The sequence below is a fragment of the Mycobacterium adipatum genome (assembly GCF_001644575.1).
Lineage (GTDB): Bacteria > Actinomycetota > Actinomycetes > Mycobacteriales > Mycobacteriaceae > Mycobacterium > Mycobacterium adipatum.
This window is the reverse complement of record NZ_CP015596.1, coordinates 772356-792023: the sequence shown is the minus strand read 5'-3', so window position 1 is coordinate 792023 and position 19668 is coordinate 772356. Positions and strand designations below refer to the sequence as shown.

20 protein-coding genes are annotated in these 19668 nt (G+C 67.6%); 9 read left to right on the top strand and 11 right to left on the bottom strand.

Annotated elements, in window-relative coordinates; all coding sequences use genetic code 11:
• Nucleotides 1-4: 4 nt before the first annotated feature.
• Nucleotides 5-433, bottom strand: coding sequence for a thiol-disulfide oxidoreductase DCC family protein (locus A7U43_RS03575; RefSeq protein WP_067991216.1), 429 nt, complete (start codon nt 431-433; stop codon nt 5-7).
• 15 nt (nt 434-448) lie between these two features.
• Nucleotides 449-1033 carry a TetR/AcrR family transcriptional regulator gene (locus tag A7U43_RS03570; protein WP_067991213.1) on the bottom strand — a complete coding sequence of 195 codons (585 nt, stop codon included), beginning with the start codon at nt 1031-1033 and terminating at the stop codon, nt 449-451.
• 39 nt (nt 1034-1072) lie between these two features.
• Between A7U43_RS03570 and A7U43_RS03565 the strand changes: the two genes are divergently transcribed.
• Nucleotides 1073-3475: a PEP/pyruvate-binding domain-containing protein gene (locus A7U43_RS03565; protein ID WP_067991212.1), complete on the top strand. Its 2403-nt coding sequence runs from the start codon at nt 1073-1075 to the stop codon at nt 3473-3475.
• Here the strand turns inward: A7U43_RS03565 and A7U43_RS03560 are convergent.
• Nucleotides 3421-4518, bottom strand: coding sequence for a glutamate--cysteine ligase 2 (locus A7U43_RS03560; protein WP_067991211.1), 1098 nt, complete (start codon nt 4516-4518; stop codon nt 3421-3423). The genes A7U43_RS03565 and A7U43_RS03560 overlap by 55 nt on opposite strands.
• 49 nt (nt 4519-4567) lie before the next feature.
• Nucleotides 4568-5227, bottom strand: a complete 660-nt coding sequence (locus tag A7U43_RS03555) for a pyridoxamine 5'-phosphate oxidase family protein (protein ID WP_067991208.1) — start codon at nt 5225-5227, stop codon at nt 4568-4570.
• A gap of 143 nt (nt 5228-5370) precedes the next feature.
• On the opposite strand from A7U43_RS03555, the gene A7U43_RS03550 reads away from it, so the two are divergent.
• Both A7U43_RS03550 and A7U43_RS03545 read left to right on the top strand, forming a co-directional pair.
• Nucleotides 5371-6249 (top strand): alpha/beta fold hydrolase, encoded by an 879-nt coding sequence (locus tag A7U43_RS03550; RefSeq protein WP_067991204.1) that lies wholly within the window; start codon nt 5371-5373, stop codon nt 6247-6249.
• Between the two features lie 126 nt (nt 6250-6375).
• Complete coding sequence (locus tag A7U43_RS03545; RefSeq protein ID WP_231963522.1) at nt 6376-7191, top strand: alpha/beta fold hydrolase; 816 nt, start codon at nt 6376-6378, stop codon at nt 7189-7191.
• Here A7U43_RS03545 and A7U43_RS29030 read toward each other — a convergent pair.
• Complete coding sequence (locus A7U43_RS29030) at nt 7091-8023, bottom strand: AraC family transcriptional regulator (protein ID WP_082902007.1); 933 nt, start codon at nt 8021-8023, stop codon at nt 7091-7093. The genes A7U43_RS03545 and A7U43_RS29030 overlap by 101 nt on opposite strands.
• 176 nt (nt 8024-8199) lie before the next feature.
• On the opposite strand from A7U43_RS29030, the gene A7U43_RS03535 reads away from it, so the two are divergent.
• The 4 genes from A7U43_RS03535 (at nt 8200) to A7U43_RS03530 (ending at nt 10103) form a co-directional block, all read left to right on the top strand.
• Nucleotides 8200-8829 (top strand): TetR/AcrR family transcriptional regulator, encoded by a 630-nt coding sequence (locus A7U43_RS03535; protein ID WP_067991194.1) that lies wholly within the window; start codon nt 8200-8202, stop codon nt 8827-8829.
• 90 nt (nt 8830-8919) lie between these two features.
• The gene (locus A7U43_RS29995; protein ID WP_197499957.1) at nt 8920-9072 is read left to right on the top strand and encodes a hypothetical protein; all 153 of its coding nucleotides are present in this window, start codon (nt 8920-8922) and stop codon (nt 9070-9072) included.
• A gap of 1 nt (nt 9073) precedes the next feature.
• Nucleotides 9074-9229 carry a hypothetical protein gene (locus tag A7U43_RS29990; protein WP_197499956.1) on the top strand — a complete coding sequence of 52 codons (156 nt, stop codon included), beginning with the start codon at nt 9074-9076 and terminating at the stop codon, nt 9227-9229.
• Between the two features lie 49 nt (nt 9230-9278).
• Nucleotides 9279-10103, top strand: a complete 825-nt coding sequence (locus tag A7U43_RS03530; protein WP_067991191.1) for a formate/nitrite transporter family protein — start codon at nt 9279-9281, stop codon at nt 10101-10103.
• Between the two features lie 39 nt (nt 10104-10142).
• On the opposite strand, the gene A7U43_RS03525 is transcribed toward A7U43_RS03530, so the two are convergent.
• Nucleotides 10143-10895: a ZIP family metal transporter gene (locus A7U43_RS03525; RefSeq protein ID WP_067991188.1), complete on the bottom strand. Its 753-nt coding sequence runs from the start codon at nt 10893-10895 to the stop codon at nt 10143-10145.
• 199 nt (nt 10896-11094) lie between these two features.
• On the opposite strand from A7U43_RS03525, the gene A7U43_RS03520 reads away from it, so the two are divergent.
• Together A7U43_RS03520 and A7U43_RS03515 are read left to right on the top strand one after the other, a co-directional pair.
• Nucleotides 11095-13128 carry a toprim domain-containing protein gene (locus A7U43_RS03520; protein ID WP_067991185.1) on the top strand — a complete coding sequence of 678 codons (2034 nt, stop codon included), beginning with the start codon at nt 11095-11097 and terminating at the stop codon, nt 13126-13128.
• Between the two features lie 12 nt (nt 13129-13140).
• Entirely contained in the window at nt 13141-15282 is a 2142-nt protein-coding gene (locus A7U43_RS03515) for a DNA gyrase subunit A (protein ID WP_067991182.1), read from the top strand.
• Here A7U43_RS03515 and fbaA read toward each other — a convergent pair.
• The 5 genes from fbaA to A7U43_RS03490 are packed head-to-tail and all read right to left on the bottom strand — an operon-like array spanning nt 15279 to nt 19661.
• Nucleotides 15279-16301 (bottom strand): class II fructose-bisphosphate aldolase, encoded by a 1023-nt coding sequence (gene fbaA, locus A7U43_RS03510; RefSeq protein WP_067991180.1) that lies wholly within the window; start codon nt 16299-16301, stop codon nt 15279-15281. The genes A7U43_RS03515 and fbaA overlap by 4 nt on opposite strands.
• 37 nt (nt 16302-16338) lie before the next feature.
• A complete protein-coding gene (locus tag A7U43_RS03505; protein WP_067991175.1) occupies nt 16339-17337 on the bottom strand; it encodes a LacI family DNA-binding transcriptional regulator in 999 nt (332 codons plus the stop codon).
• Nucleotides 17334-17984 carry a nucleoside/nucleotide kinase family protein gene (locus A7U43_RS03500; RefSeq protein ID WP_067991168.1) on the bottom strand — a complete coding sequence of 217 codons (651 nt, stop codon included), beginning with the start codon at nt 17982-17984 and terminating at the stop codon, nt 17334-17336. The genes A7U43_RS03505 and A7U43_RS03500 overlap by 4 nt, the downstream gene beginning before the upstream one ends.
• The gene (locus A7U43_RS03495; protein ID WP_067991165.1) at nt 17981-18901 is read right to left on the bottom strand and encodes a PfkB family carbohydrate kinase; all 921 of its coding nucleotides are present in this window, start codon (nt 18899-18901) and stop codon (nt 17981-17983) included. Before A7U43_RS03495 ends, A7U43_RS03500 begins: the two co-directional genes overlap by 4 nt.
• Nucleotides 18879-19661, bottom strand: coding sequence for an ATP-binding cassette domain-containing protein (locus A7U43_RS03490; protein ID WP_411289554.1), 783 nt, complete (start codon nt 19659-19661; stop codon nt 18879-18881). Before A7U43_RS03490 ends, A7U43_RS03495 begins: the two co-directional genes overlap by 23 nt.
• Between the last annotated feature and the right edge of the window lie 7 nt (nt 19662-19668).

Here is a 19668-nt window from a genome sequence, read left to right as displayed (position 1 = left end):
TCCCTCAGCCGTACGTCGCGTCGAGGAAGCGGCCGCGTACCTCGGGCGACGGAACCGGGCAAGCCTCGTACCTACCGCCGACGCGGTAGCGGACCGCGGCGAAGGCCGCATACAAGCGGTCGCGCAGGAAGCCGGGGATCACGCGGGCCGCGAGCGCCAGCCTCCACGGGCCACCGAGATAATCGGCCACCTGCAGCAGCGCTGCAGACTCCGTGCTCACCGTCTCGCCCGGTAGGCCCGGGTCACGCACGAAGACAACCGAATCCAATCCCGCCAACCGCGGATGCCGCGCGATGATGTCGCGGGCGAAGTCGCTGTCGAGCGCGGCGAAGCGCAGTGACCCATGCCGATCGAACCGCAGGATCGTGCGCACCGCGCCGTTGCATACGCCGCATACCCCGTCGTACAACAGGACCGGTGTTGCTTTATCCATGCCGCGAGTATGCCCTCAGCGCCGTGCGTTCACACCGTCCAGCAGGATCCGGCTGATGGTGTCCACCCACGCCTCGGTCAGGCCGCCGGGCCCGCGGACCAGGATGGCCGCCAGCGCCGCACCGATCACCATCTCCAGCAGGATGGCCGCGTCGAAACCCGGCTTCAGGTCGCCACGCGCGGTGGCCTCGGCGAGGTAGTCGTCCAACCCGCTCCAGCCACGTCCCACAAAACGGTCGAGCAGGCGCTGGTTCAGCGACGGATCGACCGCCGCCTCGCCGATCAGACCGGGAACGGCCAGCCGTGCCAGCGGCGAGGTCAACAACGTGGCGGTGCGCGCGACAATACTGCGGAGATCCTGATCCAGGCTGCCCGTCGACTGGATGACCGAGGTGTCCGCATCCCGGAAGACCGCCTCATGCACCAGGTGTGCCTTACCCGGCCAGCGTCGGTACACCGCGGGCCGGGAGGTGCCGGCGCGGTCGGCGATCGCGGCGACCGTCAGGTCGGCGTAACCGACCTCCGACAACAGCGCCGCCGCGGCGTCCAGCACCGCCGCATCGATGCGCGCGTCGCGGGGTCGTCCGTTCTCTGCCGTCATATACGTGACACATGTAACGTTACTGCGGTGGCAGCTGCAATGTCGACCGTCCGCGACCTCACCGACGTGGTGGACGAAAGCTTCGGCGGCAAGGCGTTCGGACTCGCCGAACTCGCCCGGCTCGGCGTACCGGTGCCCCCGGGCTTCGTGATCGGCCACCCCGCCGACGGGCCGCTCAGTGACGAGATCATCGAACGATTCTCACGCATGCGGGCCGCCGGCTCGACGCCGGTCGCGGTGCGCTCCTCGGCGTCCGGTGAGGACGGCGCCGACCAGTCCTACGCGGGTCAATACGACACCGTGCTGGGCGTCGACTCCATCGAAAGCCTCGCCGCGGCGATCGCCCGGTGCCTCGGGTCGGTAACCTCCGAGCGCGCAACGTCCTACGGCGATTCGCGCGCCGACATGCACCTGGTGGTCCAGCACATGGTCGACGCCCGCGCCGCCGGAGTGGTCTTCACCGCCGACCCGGCCTCCGGGCGTCGAGACCTGGTGGTGATCGATGCGGTCCGGGGACTCGGCGACGTACTGGTCGACGGCTCGACGTCATCGGATCATCACGTGTTGACCCACGCCGGCGTCCCGGTCGTCGCCGAGTCCGGCCCGCTGCCGGCGCTGACCGACGACGAAATTGCCCGGGTTCACGAAGGCGCGCTGGCCGCGGCCCGGCATTGGGGGCGACCGCTGGATCTCGAATGGGCCATCGACCAGTCCGGCACGCTGTGGTGGCTGCAGGCTCGACCCATCACGACCCTGCCCGGCGATCTCAACGAAATGGACTCTGCGGTAACCGGTCCCACGCACGTCTACACCCGGTGCAATATCGGCGAGATGATGCCCGGCGCGTTCTGCCCGCTCACCGCGTCGGTCAGCGGACACGCCATCGACTACGCCATGCAGATGGTCCAGGTGGCGGGCGGCGTTCAGGAACACTACGAGGACCGCTGGCGGCAGGTCGGCTACTTCTATGGCCACATGTTCCTCAACATGACCGAGGGAACCGCGTTGAGTTCGGGGATCCTGGGCAATTCGCGGGAGCAGTTCTCGCTGTCGATCTGTGGCCGTGTGATCGACGAGCTGGAACCCGGACCCCCCAAACCTGTGCTCCGCAGGCTCATCAATACGATCCGGCTGAGTTCGTTCGCGCTGAGCGCGGGCCCGGCGATCAGGCGCATGCCCGCCACGATCGCGCGTTTCCCGGTGTTCACCAGCAACGACCCGCGGGTGATCCTGACACAGCTTCAGGCCGGGCTGGAGATCTACCGCGACGTCACCCTCACCCACGTGCGGTCCTCGTCACGAGCGGCGGTCGCGGCGAATGTGCTGGAAAGCCAGCTCATTCGGCAGGCGCTCAAGCGGGGTGACGGCGAAACCGCGGGTAGCGCCGAGGCGATCCGCCTGATGACCGGCGCCGGTGTGGAGAGTGCGCTGATGGTCCGCCAACTCGATGACGTCGTGCAGATGATCGCGGCCGATCCGGCTGCCGTCGAGGAGTTCCTGTCGGTCGACCCGGGTGAGGCCGTCATCCGGATGTGTGCGGGCAACGGCGCGAGCGCGGCGGCACTGCGCCGGTTCCTGGACGTCCACGGTCACCGTGGTTACCGCGAACTGTGCATGCGGGACCCGTCCTGGGCGGATGACCCCGCGGGACTCGGCGCATTGATGCAGGTGATGCTGCGCGCGCCCGGGCACGGCGACGCCACGGTCCCCGGCGACGCCGCGACCCAGTCACCGACACTGCGCGTGCTGGCCCGCCTCGCCCAAGGCGGGGCACGAGGCCGCGAGGAGACCAAATCGCGAATGGCCTTGGTGGCGCACCTGCTCAAACGCGGCTACCGCCATCTCGGCGAAGTCCTCTGCGGCGCCGGCCGGCTCCCCGACGCCGATCTGGTGTTCTTCTTCGACCGCCACGAGTTGCACGAACTGGTGCACGCCGATGATCCGGCCGACCTGGTGGCCCGCGCGGTGGGCCGTCGCGAAGCGCTGCCCTTCCAGGCCGCGCTGGAGTTCGACGATGTGTCTGTGGGCCGGCCGACACCGGCGGTCCGGGTCGCGCACGCCGCACCGGACGGTCGTCTCGTCGGCCGGCCGGCCGGCCGCGGATCGGTCGAAGGCATTGTCCGGGTGGCTCGTTCGGTCACCGAGGCGGGCGGTCTGCAACCTGGCGAGATCCTGGTGGCGCCGGTGACCGATGTGGGGTGGACGCCCTACTTCGCCGTGATCTCGGCCCTGGTCACCGATATCGGCAGCTCGGTCTCCCACGGCGCGGTCGTGGCCCGCGAGTACGGATTACCGTGTGTCGTCAATACATTGGTGGCGAGCCGGGTGCTGCGCACCGGGGACCGCGTGCATGTCGACGGTGACCGCGGACTGGTCACACTGCCGGATCAACAGCCCTCCACAGTGGCCGCCGCGGACGCCTCGATCACATCGGACACCTGACCGCGACGGTTCCAGGCGGCGCGCTGGCGCCGCGCGCCGTTGCCCTGTTCGATGATGCGGGCCAGCTCGTCGGTGACGAACTCGAAGTCGCCGACCTCCCGCAACGCCGGTGCGATCGCGCCGACGAACGCCCGCAGCAGGTCGACGACGGGGGCGCAACCGTGACCGCCCAGATCCACGGCCTGTCCGTCCAGCCCGTCATGGGCGGATCGCCAGTAGGCCGCCGCCAGCACGTGCGGTTCCAGGCGCAGCGACGGCGCGCCGCGCCGCTCGGCCTCCAGCGCGGTCATCACCGCACCCCGGGTGAGCGCGGCGAGCAATACCGACTCCGCGACCGTGGCCGGAACGTCGGAGACCCGCACCTCCACGGTGGGGAAGTTCGCCGACGGGCGGACGTCCCAGTAGACCATCCCCTCGTCGACCATCGCGCCGGCTTCCACCATCGACTGCACCGCAGCGTCATAGTCCCGGGCCGCCTCGAAATATGGGGTCGGACCGGCACTGGGCCACCGCGACCACAGCACGTGCCGCCAGCTGGCGTGGCCACTGTCGGCATTGCGGTATATGGCCGAGTTGGCCGTCAACGCCAGCAGCAACGGCAGCCAGGGCCGCAGCCGATTGCTCACCTTGATGGCCGCGTCCCGATCGGGCACCGCGACATGCACGTGGCAGCCGCTGATGCCCTGTTCGTGCGCGATCATCCCGAACCGCTGCGCGATCTGCCCGTAGCGTTCGGTATCGGTGATCGGAAAGTGTTGGGGCACCGTGGGTGGCAGCGCAACCGCCAGTAGCCGGGCCCCGGCCCGGTGGGCCGCCTCGCCGGTGACCCGCCGCAGCCGGACCAGCTGGGCGTGAACGTCCTCGACCGAGTCGGCGACTTCGGTGGCCGTCTCGACCTGACAGCTGGTGAGTTCGCGTGCAAGTTCGACACCGTGCGCGGAGGCAAGCTCGGCGACCCGGGTGTTCGACGGCACGGGGTCACCCGAATCCGCATCGACGAGCAGAAATTCCTCTTCCACACCGAAGGTGGGATGGCTGGACATGATCTCCCCGAACGGTTGAACCAGACGACGGCCCAGGGGTTCCTGTGCGCTACGTTGACTGCCCGTTCTCCGGCATCGTCAAACGGGCCAGCTGTTCCCGAAGCTCGATGTTCTGCCGCCGAAGCACCTCGGCTTCCTCACGCAGGGTGGCGAGATGCGGTTCGAGATCCGCCGCGCTGAAGCGCACCGTGATGTGCTGGGGGCAGTTCCAATCGTAGGACTGGACGGCCACAAGAAGCACACGTTCGACGACCGCATCGTAGCCCGGATCCGAGAAGCTCTCGATCAGCGCGGGGTCGGACTCGGCGGTGACCACCCGCACGTGACCGAAAATCTTGAGTCGGCGCCGGTGCAGATAGTCCACGGCAATGAGCGCGACGTGATCGTTCCCTGCGACGTTCCCGGTACTGATGTACTGAAGATTTCCACGGTAGTCGGCCCATCCGATCGTGTTGTCGTCCACCACACGAAGGAAACCTGCGGGCCCACCACGGAACTGGACGTAGGGCCAGCCGGTTTCGCCGACCGATGCCAGGTAGAAGCTGTCCCGCTCGGACAGGTATTCCTTCTCGTCGTCGGTCAGCGCGTCCGGGCCGGGGGCAGCGATCCCCTGGACGCGTTTACGGTCGTAGAAGGCGTCGCTACCGTACTGGTGCTGAACCGCCCGGACACCCTCGGTGAACGCCATCGCCGCGTAGTGCTTGCTCACGGTTTCATGAAAGCACGCCGACGGGCAGGACCACCGCCGCCAAATTCATTGGCGCGGAATGGACACCTGGCAAGCAGGATTGCGCTACTGCGTCCGTGCGTCAGCCTCATAGGCTCGGGGCTCCCCCATGATTCGAGGTCCCGATGAATGCCTTTGCCACCCGCTATCACACCACCACCATCGACGGTCTGGACGTCTTCTATCGCGAGGCCGGTGACCCCGCCAATCCGACAATCCTTCTACTGCATGGATTTCCGTCCAGCTCGCATATGTTCCGAAATCTGATCAGCTCGCTGAGTGACCGATTCCATCTGGTGGCGCCCGACCACATCGGGTTCGGGCGATCCGCGGCACCCTCCGTGCAGGAGTTCACCTACAGCTTCGACCGGCTGACCGAGGTTACCGAGGCGTTGATCGGTGAGCTCGGCCTGAGTCGGTTCGCGCTCTACGTTCACGACTACGGCGCACCGATCGGGTTGCGCATTGCCAGCCGGACTCCCGAACGGATAACCGCCATCATCTCCCAGAGCGGGAATGCCTACCTGGAGGGCTTCACCCCGTTCTGGGACATCCTGTTCGCGCATGCCAAGGACCGTGCCGCGAATGAGGCCGGCGTTCGCGAATACTTCACTGCCGCAACCACACGCTGGCAGTACACCCACGGGGTCCCGGCCGACCGGCTCGACCGGATCGCACCAGAGGCCTGGCTGCTCGACCAGGCCGGACTCGACCGCGACGGCAACGACGCGATCCAGTTGCAGCTGTTCTGGGACTATCAGTTCAACCTCGACGGCTACCCCGCATTCCAGGAGTACTTCCGATCCCACCAGCCACCCCTGCTCGTGACGTGGGGCAAGAACGACGAGATCTTCGGCGCAGCGGGCGCGGAGGCGTTTCGCCGCGACCTTCCCGACGGGGAGTACCACCTGCTCGACACCGGGCATTTCGCGTTGGAGACCCACGGTGACGAGATCAGTCGCTACATTCGCGACTTCCTGCAGCGCAACGACATCGGCGACTGAGCGGTGCGGTCCACGATCCACCACCGCTATGCCGACGTCGATGGGCACCGGATCTTCTATCGGGAGGCGGGTCCCCGTGACGCACCGACACTGCTTCTGCTCCATGGCTTTCCATCGAGCTCGTCGATGTTTCGTGGGCTTCTACCGCTGCTTGCCGATCGGTGGCATCTTCTCGCCCCCGACCACTTGGGTTTCGGCCATTCGGATGCACCCGCGGCCGGCGATTTCGGATACAGCTTTGACGCGCTGTCGTCGCTGACGGCGGGGCTGCTCGAGCAGCTCTGCGTGACCCGCTACGCCATGTATGTGCACGACTATGGCGCGCCGATCGGGTGGCGGCTGGCGCTGCACGACCCGTCGGCCATTTCGGCAATCATCAGCCAGAGTGGCAACGCCTACCAGATCGGCTTGCAGCAGGAGTTCTTCGCGCCGGTTCTCGCCTACTGGGAGAAGAAGTCGGCGGCCACCGAGCGCGGCGTCCGTCAAGCTCTCACCGTGGAAGCGACGCGCTGGCAGTACATCGCGGGTGTCGGCGACGAGACGCTGATCGATCCGTCGACCTGGGTGTTGGATCACGCCCTGCTGTCTCGGCCGGGCAATGATCTCGTCCAGCTCGCCTTGTTCGGCGACTACGCGACGAATCTGGCCCTGTATCCGGCTGTCCAGCGGTACTTTCGCCAATCACAGGTGCCGCTGCTCGCGGTCTGGGGTCGTGGCGACCCGGTCTTCGGACCCGCCGGAGCGCAAGCATTCGCCACCGATCTACCGCACGCCGAAATACATCTCGTCGATGGCGGCCACTTTTTGTTGGAGAGCGCACTCGCGGAGACCACCGCGTTGATCAGGAAGTTCCTGTCCGCGGTGCTACCAGGCGACGGCGGGGACTGTGCGCCTGGCCGTACTCGCCCGGGGTGCAGCCGAACCGGGTCCGGAACGCCTTGATGAAATGCGAGAGGCTCGGGTAGCCGACGGTGCGCGCCACGGCCGCCACGCCGAGTCTGCGCTGTGCAAGCAGATCACGCGCCCGGATCATCCGCTGTTCCTTGACGAACTGGTAGGGCGAGCGTCCCGTGACCTCACGGAATTGACGGGAGAACGCGGACGGACTCAGGCTGAGAAGTCTGGCCAGATCGGCGACCGTCAACGGCTCGGCAAGGTGCTCGGCGATGTAGTCGGTGGCCACCGCGATCGATCCGGCGGCGATTTGGCAGTCGGCGATGCGCACCAGACTCACCGTCGTGTCGCGCTGCAAGACCCGGTAGACCATCTCTTGCAGATACAGGGGAGCAAGGATCTGTCGATCCGAGGCCAGCGACAGCGCGCGCAGAAACCGGACGACACTGCTCACCAGCACACCGTCGAGCGATGTCACGACGCAGCGCTCGCCGTGATCGTCATGTTCAAGGGAGCTGTTGCACAACATCATGTCGGCCGCCACCTGTCCCACGAGCGCGGGGTCGACATCCAGCCTGAGGCACAGGCACGGTCGGTCGGGCGAAGCCGCGAAGGGCCGACATCCACCGTCGGTCCCCTGACCGATCACCACACAATCAAAAGCGTCATCGCCATGGGCCACGATGCCGACGGCGATCGCACTTGTGCTGCCCCAGTCGGGTGAGGTCGTCCGCGTGAAGCGATAGAACGTGAGGCCCGGCCATGCGCTGGGGTTGGCACCTTCCGCGGGCGCGTTGGCGGCCAGTTCGGTGACCAGATCCGCCATGGCGCCCCGGTCCTGGATGGCGCCCTGGCACTGGGTGGCACTGACGCCTGTCATGTCCCGGCCCGCTCCGTCCAGTCCTCCGCGTTGCGACACTGAGCCGACAGACTCACTGTAGCGAGACTATAGCGAATATCTTTGTCTACACCAACTGATGTGTTACTCAAGTTGCAAGAGTGTCTATACAGCCCTCTGGTAGTTTGGTGGGCGATGAACTGCGAGGATGAGCTCCGGTGACGGGCCCACGCCGGTCCCGCCGTGACGAGTACGCCGAGCAGACACGACGAGATGTCGTCGACGCCGCACGGACGTTGTTCGCTCAGCGCGGCTACTTCGCGACCACGGTCAGTGACATCGCCGCGGCGGCCCGGGTGTCGGCAGGGACGGTGTATCAGCAGTGCGGCGGCAAGCAGGGGCTACTCCGCACGCTGATGGACCTCTGGACCACCGCGCCCCTGGTGCAGCAGACACTCGACGCGGTGCATGCCGCCGACAGCCTCGACGAGGCATTGCGGGTGCTCGCGGATTCATATCTGGAGTTCTGGCGCCAGTTCGACGATATCGTCCAGCTCGTCGCCGCGACCGCCGCACACGATGCCGAAGCGACGCAATCGCTGACTCAGGCAGTCATCCGCCATCGGACCGCTCTCCACGAAATCGCGCAGCGAATAAGGGAACTGGGCGCATTCGCGGGTTCGTTCAGCGACGACGACTTCGCCGATATCACGCTCTACCACTACGGCCCCCAGAACGGCTATCACTTCACCGTCAGCGTGCTCGGCTGGACTGAAGAGCGGGCCCGTGTTTTCCTCAGCGCCCAATTCGCGCATTCACTGTTCGAACTCGGGTCCCCGCAGGCGTGAGGGCCTCGCTGTCGATGCTGCGCCGCAGCGGTGTCCGCTCAATCCCGGCAACCACGCGTGGAAACCGCCGGGTCGGGGCATCCCCCATCCATGACCGACGATGCCCACACCGCTGACCCCGACACGAGCACCAGTGCGACCCCGAAGCCGACCGGGCCGACCGATCAGGGGCGGACCGGGGGGATGGCCACCCGAGAGGTCGCCCCGGACCTCGTCGAGAAGCATCGCGACGCGGCGAGCTGACATGGCCGAACAACACAGCCCGTCGCCCATCCCCGAGGACGCCACCAAGGTCACCGACGAGCAGGCCGCGATGCAGCGACGGCTCGAGGCCAAGGATGACGACCCGGATGCTCCCGGGCGCCACCAGGACCGCCACCAGATCGCCGACGAGACCTAGCCAGGCAGTCGACAGTGCACAGATTCGACCGCGTCATGAGGACCTTCTGATGGGCAAGACGAGCCAACGCGAGCTGGGTAGTTCTGGCAGCCCGATCGAGGACGAGTTGGAGGACGCCTTCAACCGCATGGTCGACGAAGGCACCCAGCGTCTGCACCGCAGTTGGCGCGAGGTGCTGGTGACCGGATTCTTCGGCGGTACCGAGGTGGCGATGGGAGTGTTGGCGTACCTGTCCGTCCTCCATGCCACGGGCGATCAGCTGTTGGCCGGCCTGGCGTTCTCCATCGGCTTTCTTGCGCTCCTGCTCGGTCGCAGCGAGCTGTTCACCGAGGGGTTTCTCATCCCCATCACGACGGTCGCCGCCAAGCGCGCCAGTGGCCGCCAGCTCCTCACGTTGTGGGGTGGCACCTTGGTGGCCAACCTCGCCGGCGGGTGGGTGTTGATGTGGTTGATCATGCGGGCGTTCCCGAAGTTGCACGAGCAGACCGTCGAATCGGCGTCCCACTTCGTGACCGCACCGATTTCGGCTGAAACGGTCACGCTGTCCCTGCTCGGCGGTATGGCGATCACCCTGATGACCCGCATGCAGCACGGCACCGATTCGGTGTTCGGCAAGATCGCCGCCGCGGTCGCCGGGGCGTTCCTGCTCGCAGGTCTACAGATGTTCCATTCGATCCTGGACTCGCTGTTGATCTTTGGGGCGCTCAGCACCGGCGAGGTGCCGTTCGGGTATCTGGACTGGTTCGGCTGGTTCGGGTACGTCCTCGTCGGCAACATCGTCGGCGGACTCGGGCTCGTCACGCTGCTACGGCTGGTGCGCAGTAAGGACCGCCTTGCGCAGGAGCGTGCCGAAGCCGAGGCCGAGGGCGACTGACCACCTGCCGAGGCCGGTCCACAGGACATGCCGTGTCGCTCACGCCGCCCGCTCGATGGCGAACGCGACCAAGAACCCCAGCGTCGTGATGAGACCGGTGAGCAGGTGGGTCCGTTGGAACGCCTCGGGCACCATGGTGTCGGCGACCATGGCCAGGATCGCGCCTGCGGCGACAGCAGTGATGACCGCGACAAGGAACGGTGATGCCCCATCCAGCGTCAGGTAGCCGATCATCGCGGCCATACTGCTCAGCACGGTGATCGTCCCCCACACGCCGAAGACGTATCCCCTTCCACGGCCGGCCGTCTTCATGCCCGCGGCACTGGAAAGGCCTTCGGGCAGGTTCGAAATGAACACCGCCGCCAGCACCGCGACACCCACCCCGGAACCGTCGATGAGCGTGACGCCGAGCACCACCGATTCCGGGATGCCGTCGAGCAACGCACCGATGGCGATGGCCGCACCCGATCCCTTGCTCTGCGCTTCGGAGGGTTGCTGGTCACCGGATCGCTTGCGGTGCGCGGCACCGCGGCGGGCCAGCACGGCGTTGGCCGCCACGTAGGCGCTGGCGCCGCCGATGAATCCGACGGCCGTGGCGGCCAGCCCGCCGGTGCGCTCGGCCTCGTCCATCAAGTCGAACGACAATGCTGAGATCAGGACGCCGGCACCGAATGCCATCACCCAGGCGATGATTCGCGCCGGCACGGCCACGTACCACCCCACCGCGGCGCCCACCAACAGCGCGCCGCCGGCGACAAACCCCCACCATGCGGCTTCCAGCCAACCTGGCATATCCGATCCTCGTCATCCATGTCGGCATCCCGGCGTCTGCTACGTGCCAACCGGGTGACTCTAGTCTCGGGCGATCAATCCCGACCAGGACGCCCGACCGGCTGTGTGTCGCCGGCCGCACGCAGTGATGCGGGACGTTGTCGGTTCGACCGTCTACGATTTCCCCGGCAGCCCCCGCTTTTATGGAGAAGAACGACCAGTGAGTTACAACGCCGCAGACATCACCGAGCTCGACGATGTCCAGCACACGCGCCTGCGGCCGGCGGTGAACCTGGGCCTCGATGTGCTCAACACCGCCCTGCGTGAGCTCGTCGACAACGCGATCGAGGAGGTCGCCGACCCCGGCCACGGCGGGTCGACGGTCACCATCACGCTGCATGCCGACGGATCGGTCAGTGTCGCCGACGACGGCCGCGGCCTGCCCGTCGACTCCGACCCGGTGACCGGAAAGAACGGCATCGTCAAGACCCTCGGCACCGCGCGCGCCGGTGGCAAGTTCTCTGCGCATTCGGATGCCTCCAGCACCGGCGCCGGACTGAACGGAATCGGCGCCGCGGCAGCCGTTTTCATCTCCGCACGCACGGATGTGACGGTGCGCCGGGCCGGTAAGACCTACCTGCAAAGCTTCGGCGCCGGCTACCCCGGGTCGTTCGAGGGCAAGGATTTCGACCCGGATGCCCCGTTCACCCGCGCCGACACCCAGAAGCTGCGCGGCACCGGCAACCGCAAGCCCGATGCGCACGGCACCACGGTGCGCATCCTCTTCGATCCTGCCGTGGTGCCGGATTCCACCATCGATGTCGGTGAGGTGCTGCTGCGCGCCCACGCCGCGGCCCGGATGTCCCCCGGCGTGCACCTGGTCGTCATCGATGAAGGCTGGCCGGGTGAGCAGGTGCCGGCGGCCCTGCTCGAACCGTTCGACGGCCCGTGGGGCAGCGACACGCTGCTGGACCTGATGTGCACCGCGGCCGGCACCCCGCTACCCGCGGTGCGCGCCGTGGTGGAGGGCCGGGGTGAATACACCACCGGGCGGGGCCCCACCCCGTTCCGCTGGTCGCTGACCGCCGGACCCGCCGAACCGGCCACCGTCGCCGCATTCTGCAACACGGTGCGCACCCCGGGCGGGGGATCGCACCTGAGCGCCGCCATGAAAGGTTTGTCGGAGGCGCTGGCCGATCGGGCGTCACGGATCCGCGACCTCGGCCTGGCCAAGGGTGAGGACGGACCGGAGCCGCAGGACTTCGTCGCGGTGAGCGCGCTGGCCGTCGATACCCGGGCCCCCGATGTGGCGTGGGACTCCCAAGCCAAGACCGCGGTGTCCTCGCGATCGCTGAACGTGGCGATGGCCCCGGACGTGGCGCGCAGTGTCACCATCTGGGCCGCCAACCCGGCCAACGGTGATGCCGTGTCGTTGTGGACCAAACTGGCCTTGGAGTCGGCGCGGGCGCGGCGCAGCGCCGAGGGGGCCAAGGCCCGCTCGCGCGCGGCGTCCAAGGCCAAGGGGCTGGGCACCAACCTGTCTCTGCCGCCCAAGCTGCTGCCCAGCCGGGAGACCGGCCGCGGATCCGGTGCGGAGCTGTTCCTGTGTGAGGGCGACTCGGCGCTGGGCACCATCAAGGCCGCACGCGACGCCACCTTCCAGGCCGCCTTCCCGCTGAAAGGCAAGCCGCCCAACGTGTATGGGTTCGCGTTGAGCAAGGCGCGGGTCAAGGACGAGTTCGACTCGATCGAACGGATCCTGGGCTGTGGGGTGCGGGACAGTTGCGATCCCGAACAGTGCCGCTATGACCGGATCCTGTTCGCCTCCGACGCCGACCCCGACGGCGGCAACATCAACTCCAGCCTGATCTCGATGTTCCTGGACTTCTACCGGCCGCTCGTCGAGGCCGGGATGGTGTATGTCACGCTGCCGCCACTGTTCGTGGTCAAGGACGGCCAGCAGCGGATCTACTGCCAGGACGAATCCGAACGCGATGCCGCGGTGGCGCAACTGAAGGCGACCTCGAAACGCCGGGTCGAGGTGCAGCGCAACAAGGGTCTCGGTGAGATGGACGCCGACGACTTTTGGAACACGGTGCTCGATCCCCAGCGGCGCACGGTGATTCGGGTCCATCCCGACGACAGTGCGGCCAAGCTGCACCACACTCTGTTCGGCGGACCGCCGGAGGGCCGGCGCGCGTGGATGGCCGAAGTCGCGTCCCGCGTCGACACCCTCGCCCTCGACCTGACGTAGGAAGTACTCACTGTGACCGCCACCTTGGACGTTCCCGAACAGAACCCCGATCTGGTGCTCGACCAGAGCGCCGACGACTACTGGAACCAGTACCAGCTGACCTTCGCGCTCTACAGCGTCAGCGACCGCGCCATCCCGTCCGCTTTCGACGGGCTCAAGCCCGGACAGCGGCGCCTGCTGTACCAGATGCACGAGTCGCGGCTGCTGCCCGGCAACAAACCGCAGAAATCCTCGAAGGTCTGCTCGGCGGTCACCGGCAACCTGCACCCGCACGGTGGCGCGTCGATGTACGGGGCGGCCGCGCTGATGGCGGCCGACTTCCAGCGCGTGAAAGTCATCGACGGGCAGGGCGCCTTCCCACGCATCCAGGGCGACATCCCCGCCGCGGACCGCTACACCGAGATGCGGCTGTCGGCGCCCGGGGCGGCGCTGACCGCCGAACTCGACGACCACGCCGTGCCGATGGTGGCGACCTTCGACGGGGAATGGACCGAACCCACGGTGCTGCCGGCCCGCTGGCCGGTGTTGTTGTGCAACGGCGCGGTCGGCATCGCCGAGGGCTGGGCCACCAAGGTGCCCGCGCACAACCCCCGCGAGATCATGGCCGCGTGCCGTGCACTGCTGGCTCGGCCCAACACGACCGACGACACGTTGATGAAGCTCATTCCCGGACCCGACTGGGGCTGCGGGGCAACGGTTGTCGGCGAGGGTGGGCTGCGCGACTACATCACCACCGGCCGCGGCGCGTTCACCGTCCGCGGCACGGTGTCCGTCGACGGCAAGAACGTGATCATCACCGAGCTTCCGCCCGGAGTGGCCAGCAACACCGTGCAGGACCGTATCCGGGCGCTGGTGGAGTCCGGGGAGCTCGCCGGTGTGGCGGACCTGTCGGATCTGACCGACCGGCGCAACGGCTTGCGCATCGTCGTCACCGCCAAACGCGGGCACAGCGCAGAGACCATCCGTGAGCAACTACTGGCCCTGACTCCCCTGGAGGGGACGTTCGCCGCGAGTCTGGTTGCGCTCGACGAGAACCGGGTACCGCGCTGGTGGTCGGTGCGCGAGCTGATCGGCGCGTTCCTGTCGCTGCGCGACTCTGTGGTGCTGCACCGCAGTGAATACCGGTTGGAGAAGGTGAGCGCTCGGCGCCACCTGGTGGCCGGTCTGATGACCATCCACCTCGACATCGATGCCGCGGTCGCGGTGATCCGCGGTTCGGACACCGTGGACGAGGCCCGCCAGGGCCTGCAGGAGCGGTTCGCCATCGACGCCGAACAGGCCGATTACGTTCTCGGGCTGCAACTTCGACGCCTGACCAAACTCGACGTGATCGAACTTCAAGCCGAAGCGGAGAAGCTGGACGCCGAGTTCGCCGAGCTCACCGAGCTGGTCGGCAACCCCGACGCGCGCCGTAAGGTGATCGACCAGGAACTGGTGGAAACCGCGAAGCTGTTCAAGGACGCCGAGTTCGACCGCCGTACCGTGCTGGATTTCGACGCCACTCCGGTGTCGGCGGCCGGTGACGATGACGGCCCACGGGAGCGAAAGGTCAACGCCGCGTGGCGTCTCGATGACCGCGGGGTGTTCTCCGACAGCCACGGCGAGCTGCTCAGCTCGGGACTGGGCTGGGCGGTGTGGACCGACGGCCGCATCAAGTTCACCACCGGCGGTGGTTTGCCCTTCAAGATCCGCGATATCCCGGTCGCACCGGATATCACCGGGCTGCTGTGCTCGGGCGTGCTGGCCCCCGGTTCGCATCTGGCGCTGGTGACCCGGCGCGGAAAGATCCTGCGCATCGATCCGGCCGCGGTGAACCCGCAGGGGGCTGCCGGCAACGGCGTGGCCGGGGTGAAGCTCGCGGCGGGCGACCCGGCGGACGCGGTCATCGCCGCGTTCCCGCTCACCTGTGGTAACGACGAGGCCATTCTGTCGATCTCGGAACGAGGATGGAAGGTCACCGAGGTGCCCGATATCCCGGTCAAGGGACGCGGGGGCGCCGGTGTCGGGTTCCACCCGTTCGTCAACGGTGAGGCGACGCTGGTGTCCGCGACCGTGTCGCCGACCGGATTCGTCCGCGGGAAGCGGTCGGTGCGGGCGGAGAAGCGCGCCAAGGCTTCGGTCAAGGGGTCCGGGACCGACGTGACTCCGGCCTAACGCATCGCCCGTCCCGCCGAACCCAGCATCTGTGCGGCCTCGACAACCCTTGCCGCCATGGCATTCTCGGCCGGCTTACCCCAGGATCTCGGGTCGTAGGCCTTCTTGTTACCGTAACCGCCGTCGACCTTGAGCACCTGGTCGTAATGGGAGAGCATGTGGCCGGCGATGGACCGGGTGAACGCGTATTGAGTGTCGGTATCGACGTTCATCTTGACGACGCCGCTGGCGACGGCGGACGCGATGTCCTCAGCGCTCGACCCCGACCCACCGTGGAAGACGAGGTCGAACGGCTTGACCCTGCCGGTTTCACCACCGATGACGATCTGGATCTCCTCCAGGATCTCCGGGCGCAGGTGTACCGAGTCCGGATGGTAGACACCGTGCACATTGCCGAAGGTCAGCGCGGTGAGGTAGCGACCGCGCTCTCCGGTGCCCAGCGCCGCGACGGTGGCGCGAGCATCCTCGACGGTGGAGTACAGCTGCTCGTTGATCTCGTGCGAGATACCGTCCTCTTCGCCGCCGATCACCCCGACCTCGATTTCCAGCAGGGTGTTCGCTTGCACCGACGCCTCCAGCAGGCCTTCGGCGATGCGCAGGTTCTCGGCCAACGGGACCGCGGATCCGTCCCACATGTGTGATTGATACAGCGGCTCCAGCCCGCGACCGCGGCGCTCGACGGAATCGGCGATCAGCGGCCGCACCCAGTCGTCGAGGTTCTCGGCCGGGCAGTGGTCGGTGTGCAGAGCCACGCTGACCGGATAGTGCCGCGCGACCTCGTGTGCGTACAACGCGAGCGCCTTCGACCCGGCGAACCGGTTCTGCACGCTGTTCCCGGACAGGTAGAGCGCGGTTCCCAGGGACACCTGGATGATGCCGTCGCTCTCGGCCTCGGCGAACCCCTGCAGGGCGGCGTTGAGCGTCTGAGAGCTGGTCACGTTGATCGCCGGGTACGCGAAGCCGCCGTCCTTGGCGCGGTCGAGCATTGCCACGTAGTGATCAGGGGTAGCTATCGGCACGGTGGCGAGTCCTTATCCGCAGGGGTTGGGCTGGGCGTCACGAACATCCGCACGAATTGCGGTGGTGGAAGGTTGTCGGCACGCGAATCTGTTGGGGTGCATCGGCATTTCCCCGCATCCGCGCCAGGAGCAGTTCCACCGCGGTGGTGCCGATGGTATCGACGTCCTGCGCCGCCGCGGTGAGCCTGGGCTCGAACAGATCAGACCATTCGAAGTCGTCATAGCAGGCGAACGCCACATCGTTGGGGATCGATAACCCCAGTCCGCGAAGAGCTTTGAGCGTCCCGATGGTCATCGCATTGTTGAGCGAGACCAGCGCGGCCGGCCGGTCCACATCCGACATCAGCGCGTACACCACGCGTTCGGCCGCGTCGGTGCTCGATTCACCGTCGAGGACGAGCGCCGGGTCGATGGCGATGCCCCGGCCGGCCAGTGCCGCGCAGTATCCCTCGAATCGCTCGATCGTGGAGGAGATCCCGGCGATACCGCGCACCACGGCGACCCGTCGGTGACCCCGGTCCAGCAGGTGCTCGGTCAGCGACTTCGCCGCCTCGAAGTTCTCCGGTCCGACCTGATCACACCCGGCCGCCACGCCTCGGTCGATGAGTACCAGAGGTGTAGCAGTACGGGTGATTTCGGGCAATGTGAAGCGTTCAGACCCGGCGGCGGGCGCCACGATCATCCCGTCGACCTGCCGGTCCAGCAGCGACCCGGTGACCCGCTGCTCGGAGACCACGTCGTCATGGGAGTCCCCCACGATCAGGACATACCCGGCGTCGGACAGCGCCCGTTCGACGGCGTGCACCAGGCTGCCGAAATACGGATTGGTCAACGCCGAAATCGACAGTCCCACCGTGTGGGTGCGCCCCGCCGCGAGCGATCGGGCGACCCCGTTGCGACGGTAGCCGACTTCCTCGATGGCCGCCTCCACCCGCAGCCGGGTGGCGGTGTTGACCTTGCGGGTGCCGTTGAGCACGTGCGACACCGTCGAGGCGGACACCCCGGCCAGGCGGGCGACATCGCCCATCGTGGTCATCGGAGGCGCACGATGCGGTCGGCGCGGCCGGCGGTCGACTCGATCAGCCGGGCGTTGCGCTCGTCGGACCCGAGCGCCCACAACGCCGCCTCCTCCGCGGACTTCCCGTACGCCTCGTGGCGGCGCACCAGCCGCGCATGCCGAACGTCGGTGTCGGGGGCGAGGAACCACACCGCATCGATGTGCGACCGCGCCGTGGGCCACGCATCGACGTCCAGCAGCAGGTAGTTGCCCTCGGTGACGACCAGCGGGACCGTCGGGGGCACCGGGATGGACGAGCCGATCGACTCCTCGATCTCGCGCCGGAACCGAGGCGCGTACACCACCGGATCGTCCACCCGCTGGGTCGCCAGGGTGGCGATCAGCCGCGCATATCCACCGTCGTCGAAGGTGTCGTGCGCACCTTTGCGGTCCAGCCGGCCCAGCTCGATGAGGACCTCATTGGCCAGATGGAACCCGTCCATGGGCACGAGCACGGCGACCTCGGGCCCCAGCGCATCGACGAGTTGCTCGGCGACCGTGGACTTCCCGGCGCCCGGCGCTCCGGTGAGGCCGAGGATGCGGCGTTCGCCCGGTACGACGAGCGCCCTGGCCGACTCGACCAACTCGTCGAGTGTGGTGTCCTGCGCGTCCAGCTCCACGGTCACCGTGCCCGCTTTCGAGTGAGATCAATGGGGAGTTCGTCCAGCCACGCCCGGGGCCCGACTACCGAACACCGTAGTGCGGCCACCCGGGCGCAGCGATCGATGCGCTCGGCGATCCCGGTCTCGCCCCGGGTCGAGAAGTATGCGTACGCGCCGTGGAACACGTCGCCGGCACCGAGGGTGTCGACCACGGCCACCGGCGGCACCGGCACCGATCCCTGGTCACCTTGCGACCACCACCGCACGGGCTCGCCGCCGTGCGTGGTAACGACGGTCCGGACACCGCTGCGCACCAAGGCCGCGGCGGAGGACTCCGGGGTGTCGGCCCCGGGCATCCGGAAGTCGTTGGAGCACACCATGTCGGTGACATCGGCGAGCAGATCGGCCATCACCGGCTTCCATCTGCCGGCATCCACGACCACGGTGGTGCCCCTGCCACCGGCGTGCCGGGCGGCGGCCCGGGCGAGCAACGGGTGGTGCCCATCGATGAGCACCACATCGGCGTCCGCGATCAGGTCGGCCAGGTTGCCCGGAGGCTGTGCGTCGGAGTGCACTGCGTCCAGCGAGACGACCGATCGGTCGCCAGTGGATTCGGTCACCGCGGCCGCCGACACGGGGACCGCACGGGTGGCACCCGCCGCGGCGTCGACGACGTTGACGCCGTAGCGCGCGAGATCGGCACGGATCAAAGCGGCGACCGGGTCCTCGCCGAGCGCGGTCACCAGCATCGCATCGCCGCCCAGCGCCGCGAAGGTGACGGCCGCGTTCGCGGCGGGTCCACCGGCGGCGACGAATTGCGCCGTCGCGGTGATCTTCTGGTTCGCCGCCGGCGCTTTCGCGACGCGGTGCACCACGTCCAGTGTTGCCAATCCCACGAAGACCCCGATCGGGGCCTTCTCAGAGTCCGGCGCGTTCCTCATCGGTCGGCTCCTCCGCACCGGTCATGAGGGCTACCACCTCGGACATCGAACGCTTCTTCGGGTCGACGACACCGGCCCGTTTGCCGAGCCGGTGGATGTGGATCCGGTCGGCCACCTCGAACACGTGCGGCATGTCATGGCTGATGAGCACCACCGGGATGCCGCGGTCGCGGATCGATCGGATGAGGTCGATCACCTGCCCCGATTCCCGGACGCCGAGCGCGGCCGTCGGTTCGTCCATGATGATCACGCCGCGACCGAATGCGGCGGCCCGCGCCACCGCGACGCCCTGTCGCTGGCCGCCGGACAGCGTCTCGACAGCCTGGTTCACCGACTTGATGCCGATCTTGAGATCCGCGAGATGCTGAGACGCGTCCTGGCGCATTCTCGGCATGTCGAGCCGTCGGAACATACTGCCCGCGAGACCTTTCCGTCGCACCTCGCGACCGAGGTACAGGTTCGACGCGATATCCAAGGCGGCCACCACTGCCAGGTCCTGATACACCGTCTCGATCCCGGCCGCGCGGGCGTCTCGGGTGTTGCGGAACGACACCGGTGTTCCGTTCATCAGGATCTCACCCGCGTCGGGCACCACGGCGCCGGCCAGCGCCTTGATCAGGCTGGACTTGCCCGCACCGTTGTCACCGATGACCGCCAGTACCTCGCCCGCGCGCAGGGCGAAGTCGGCACCGTCGATCGCGGTGACGCTGCCGTATTTCTTGACCAGGCCGCGGGCCTCCAGCACCGGGGTGGCATTCATCCCCATC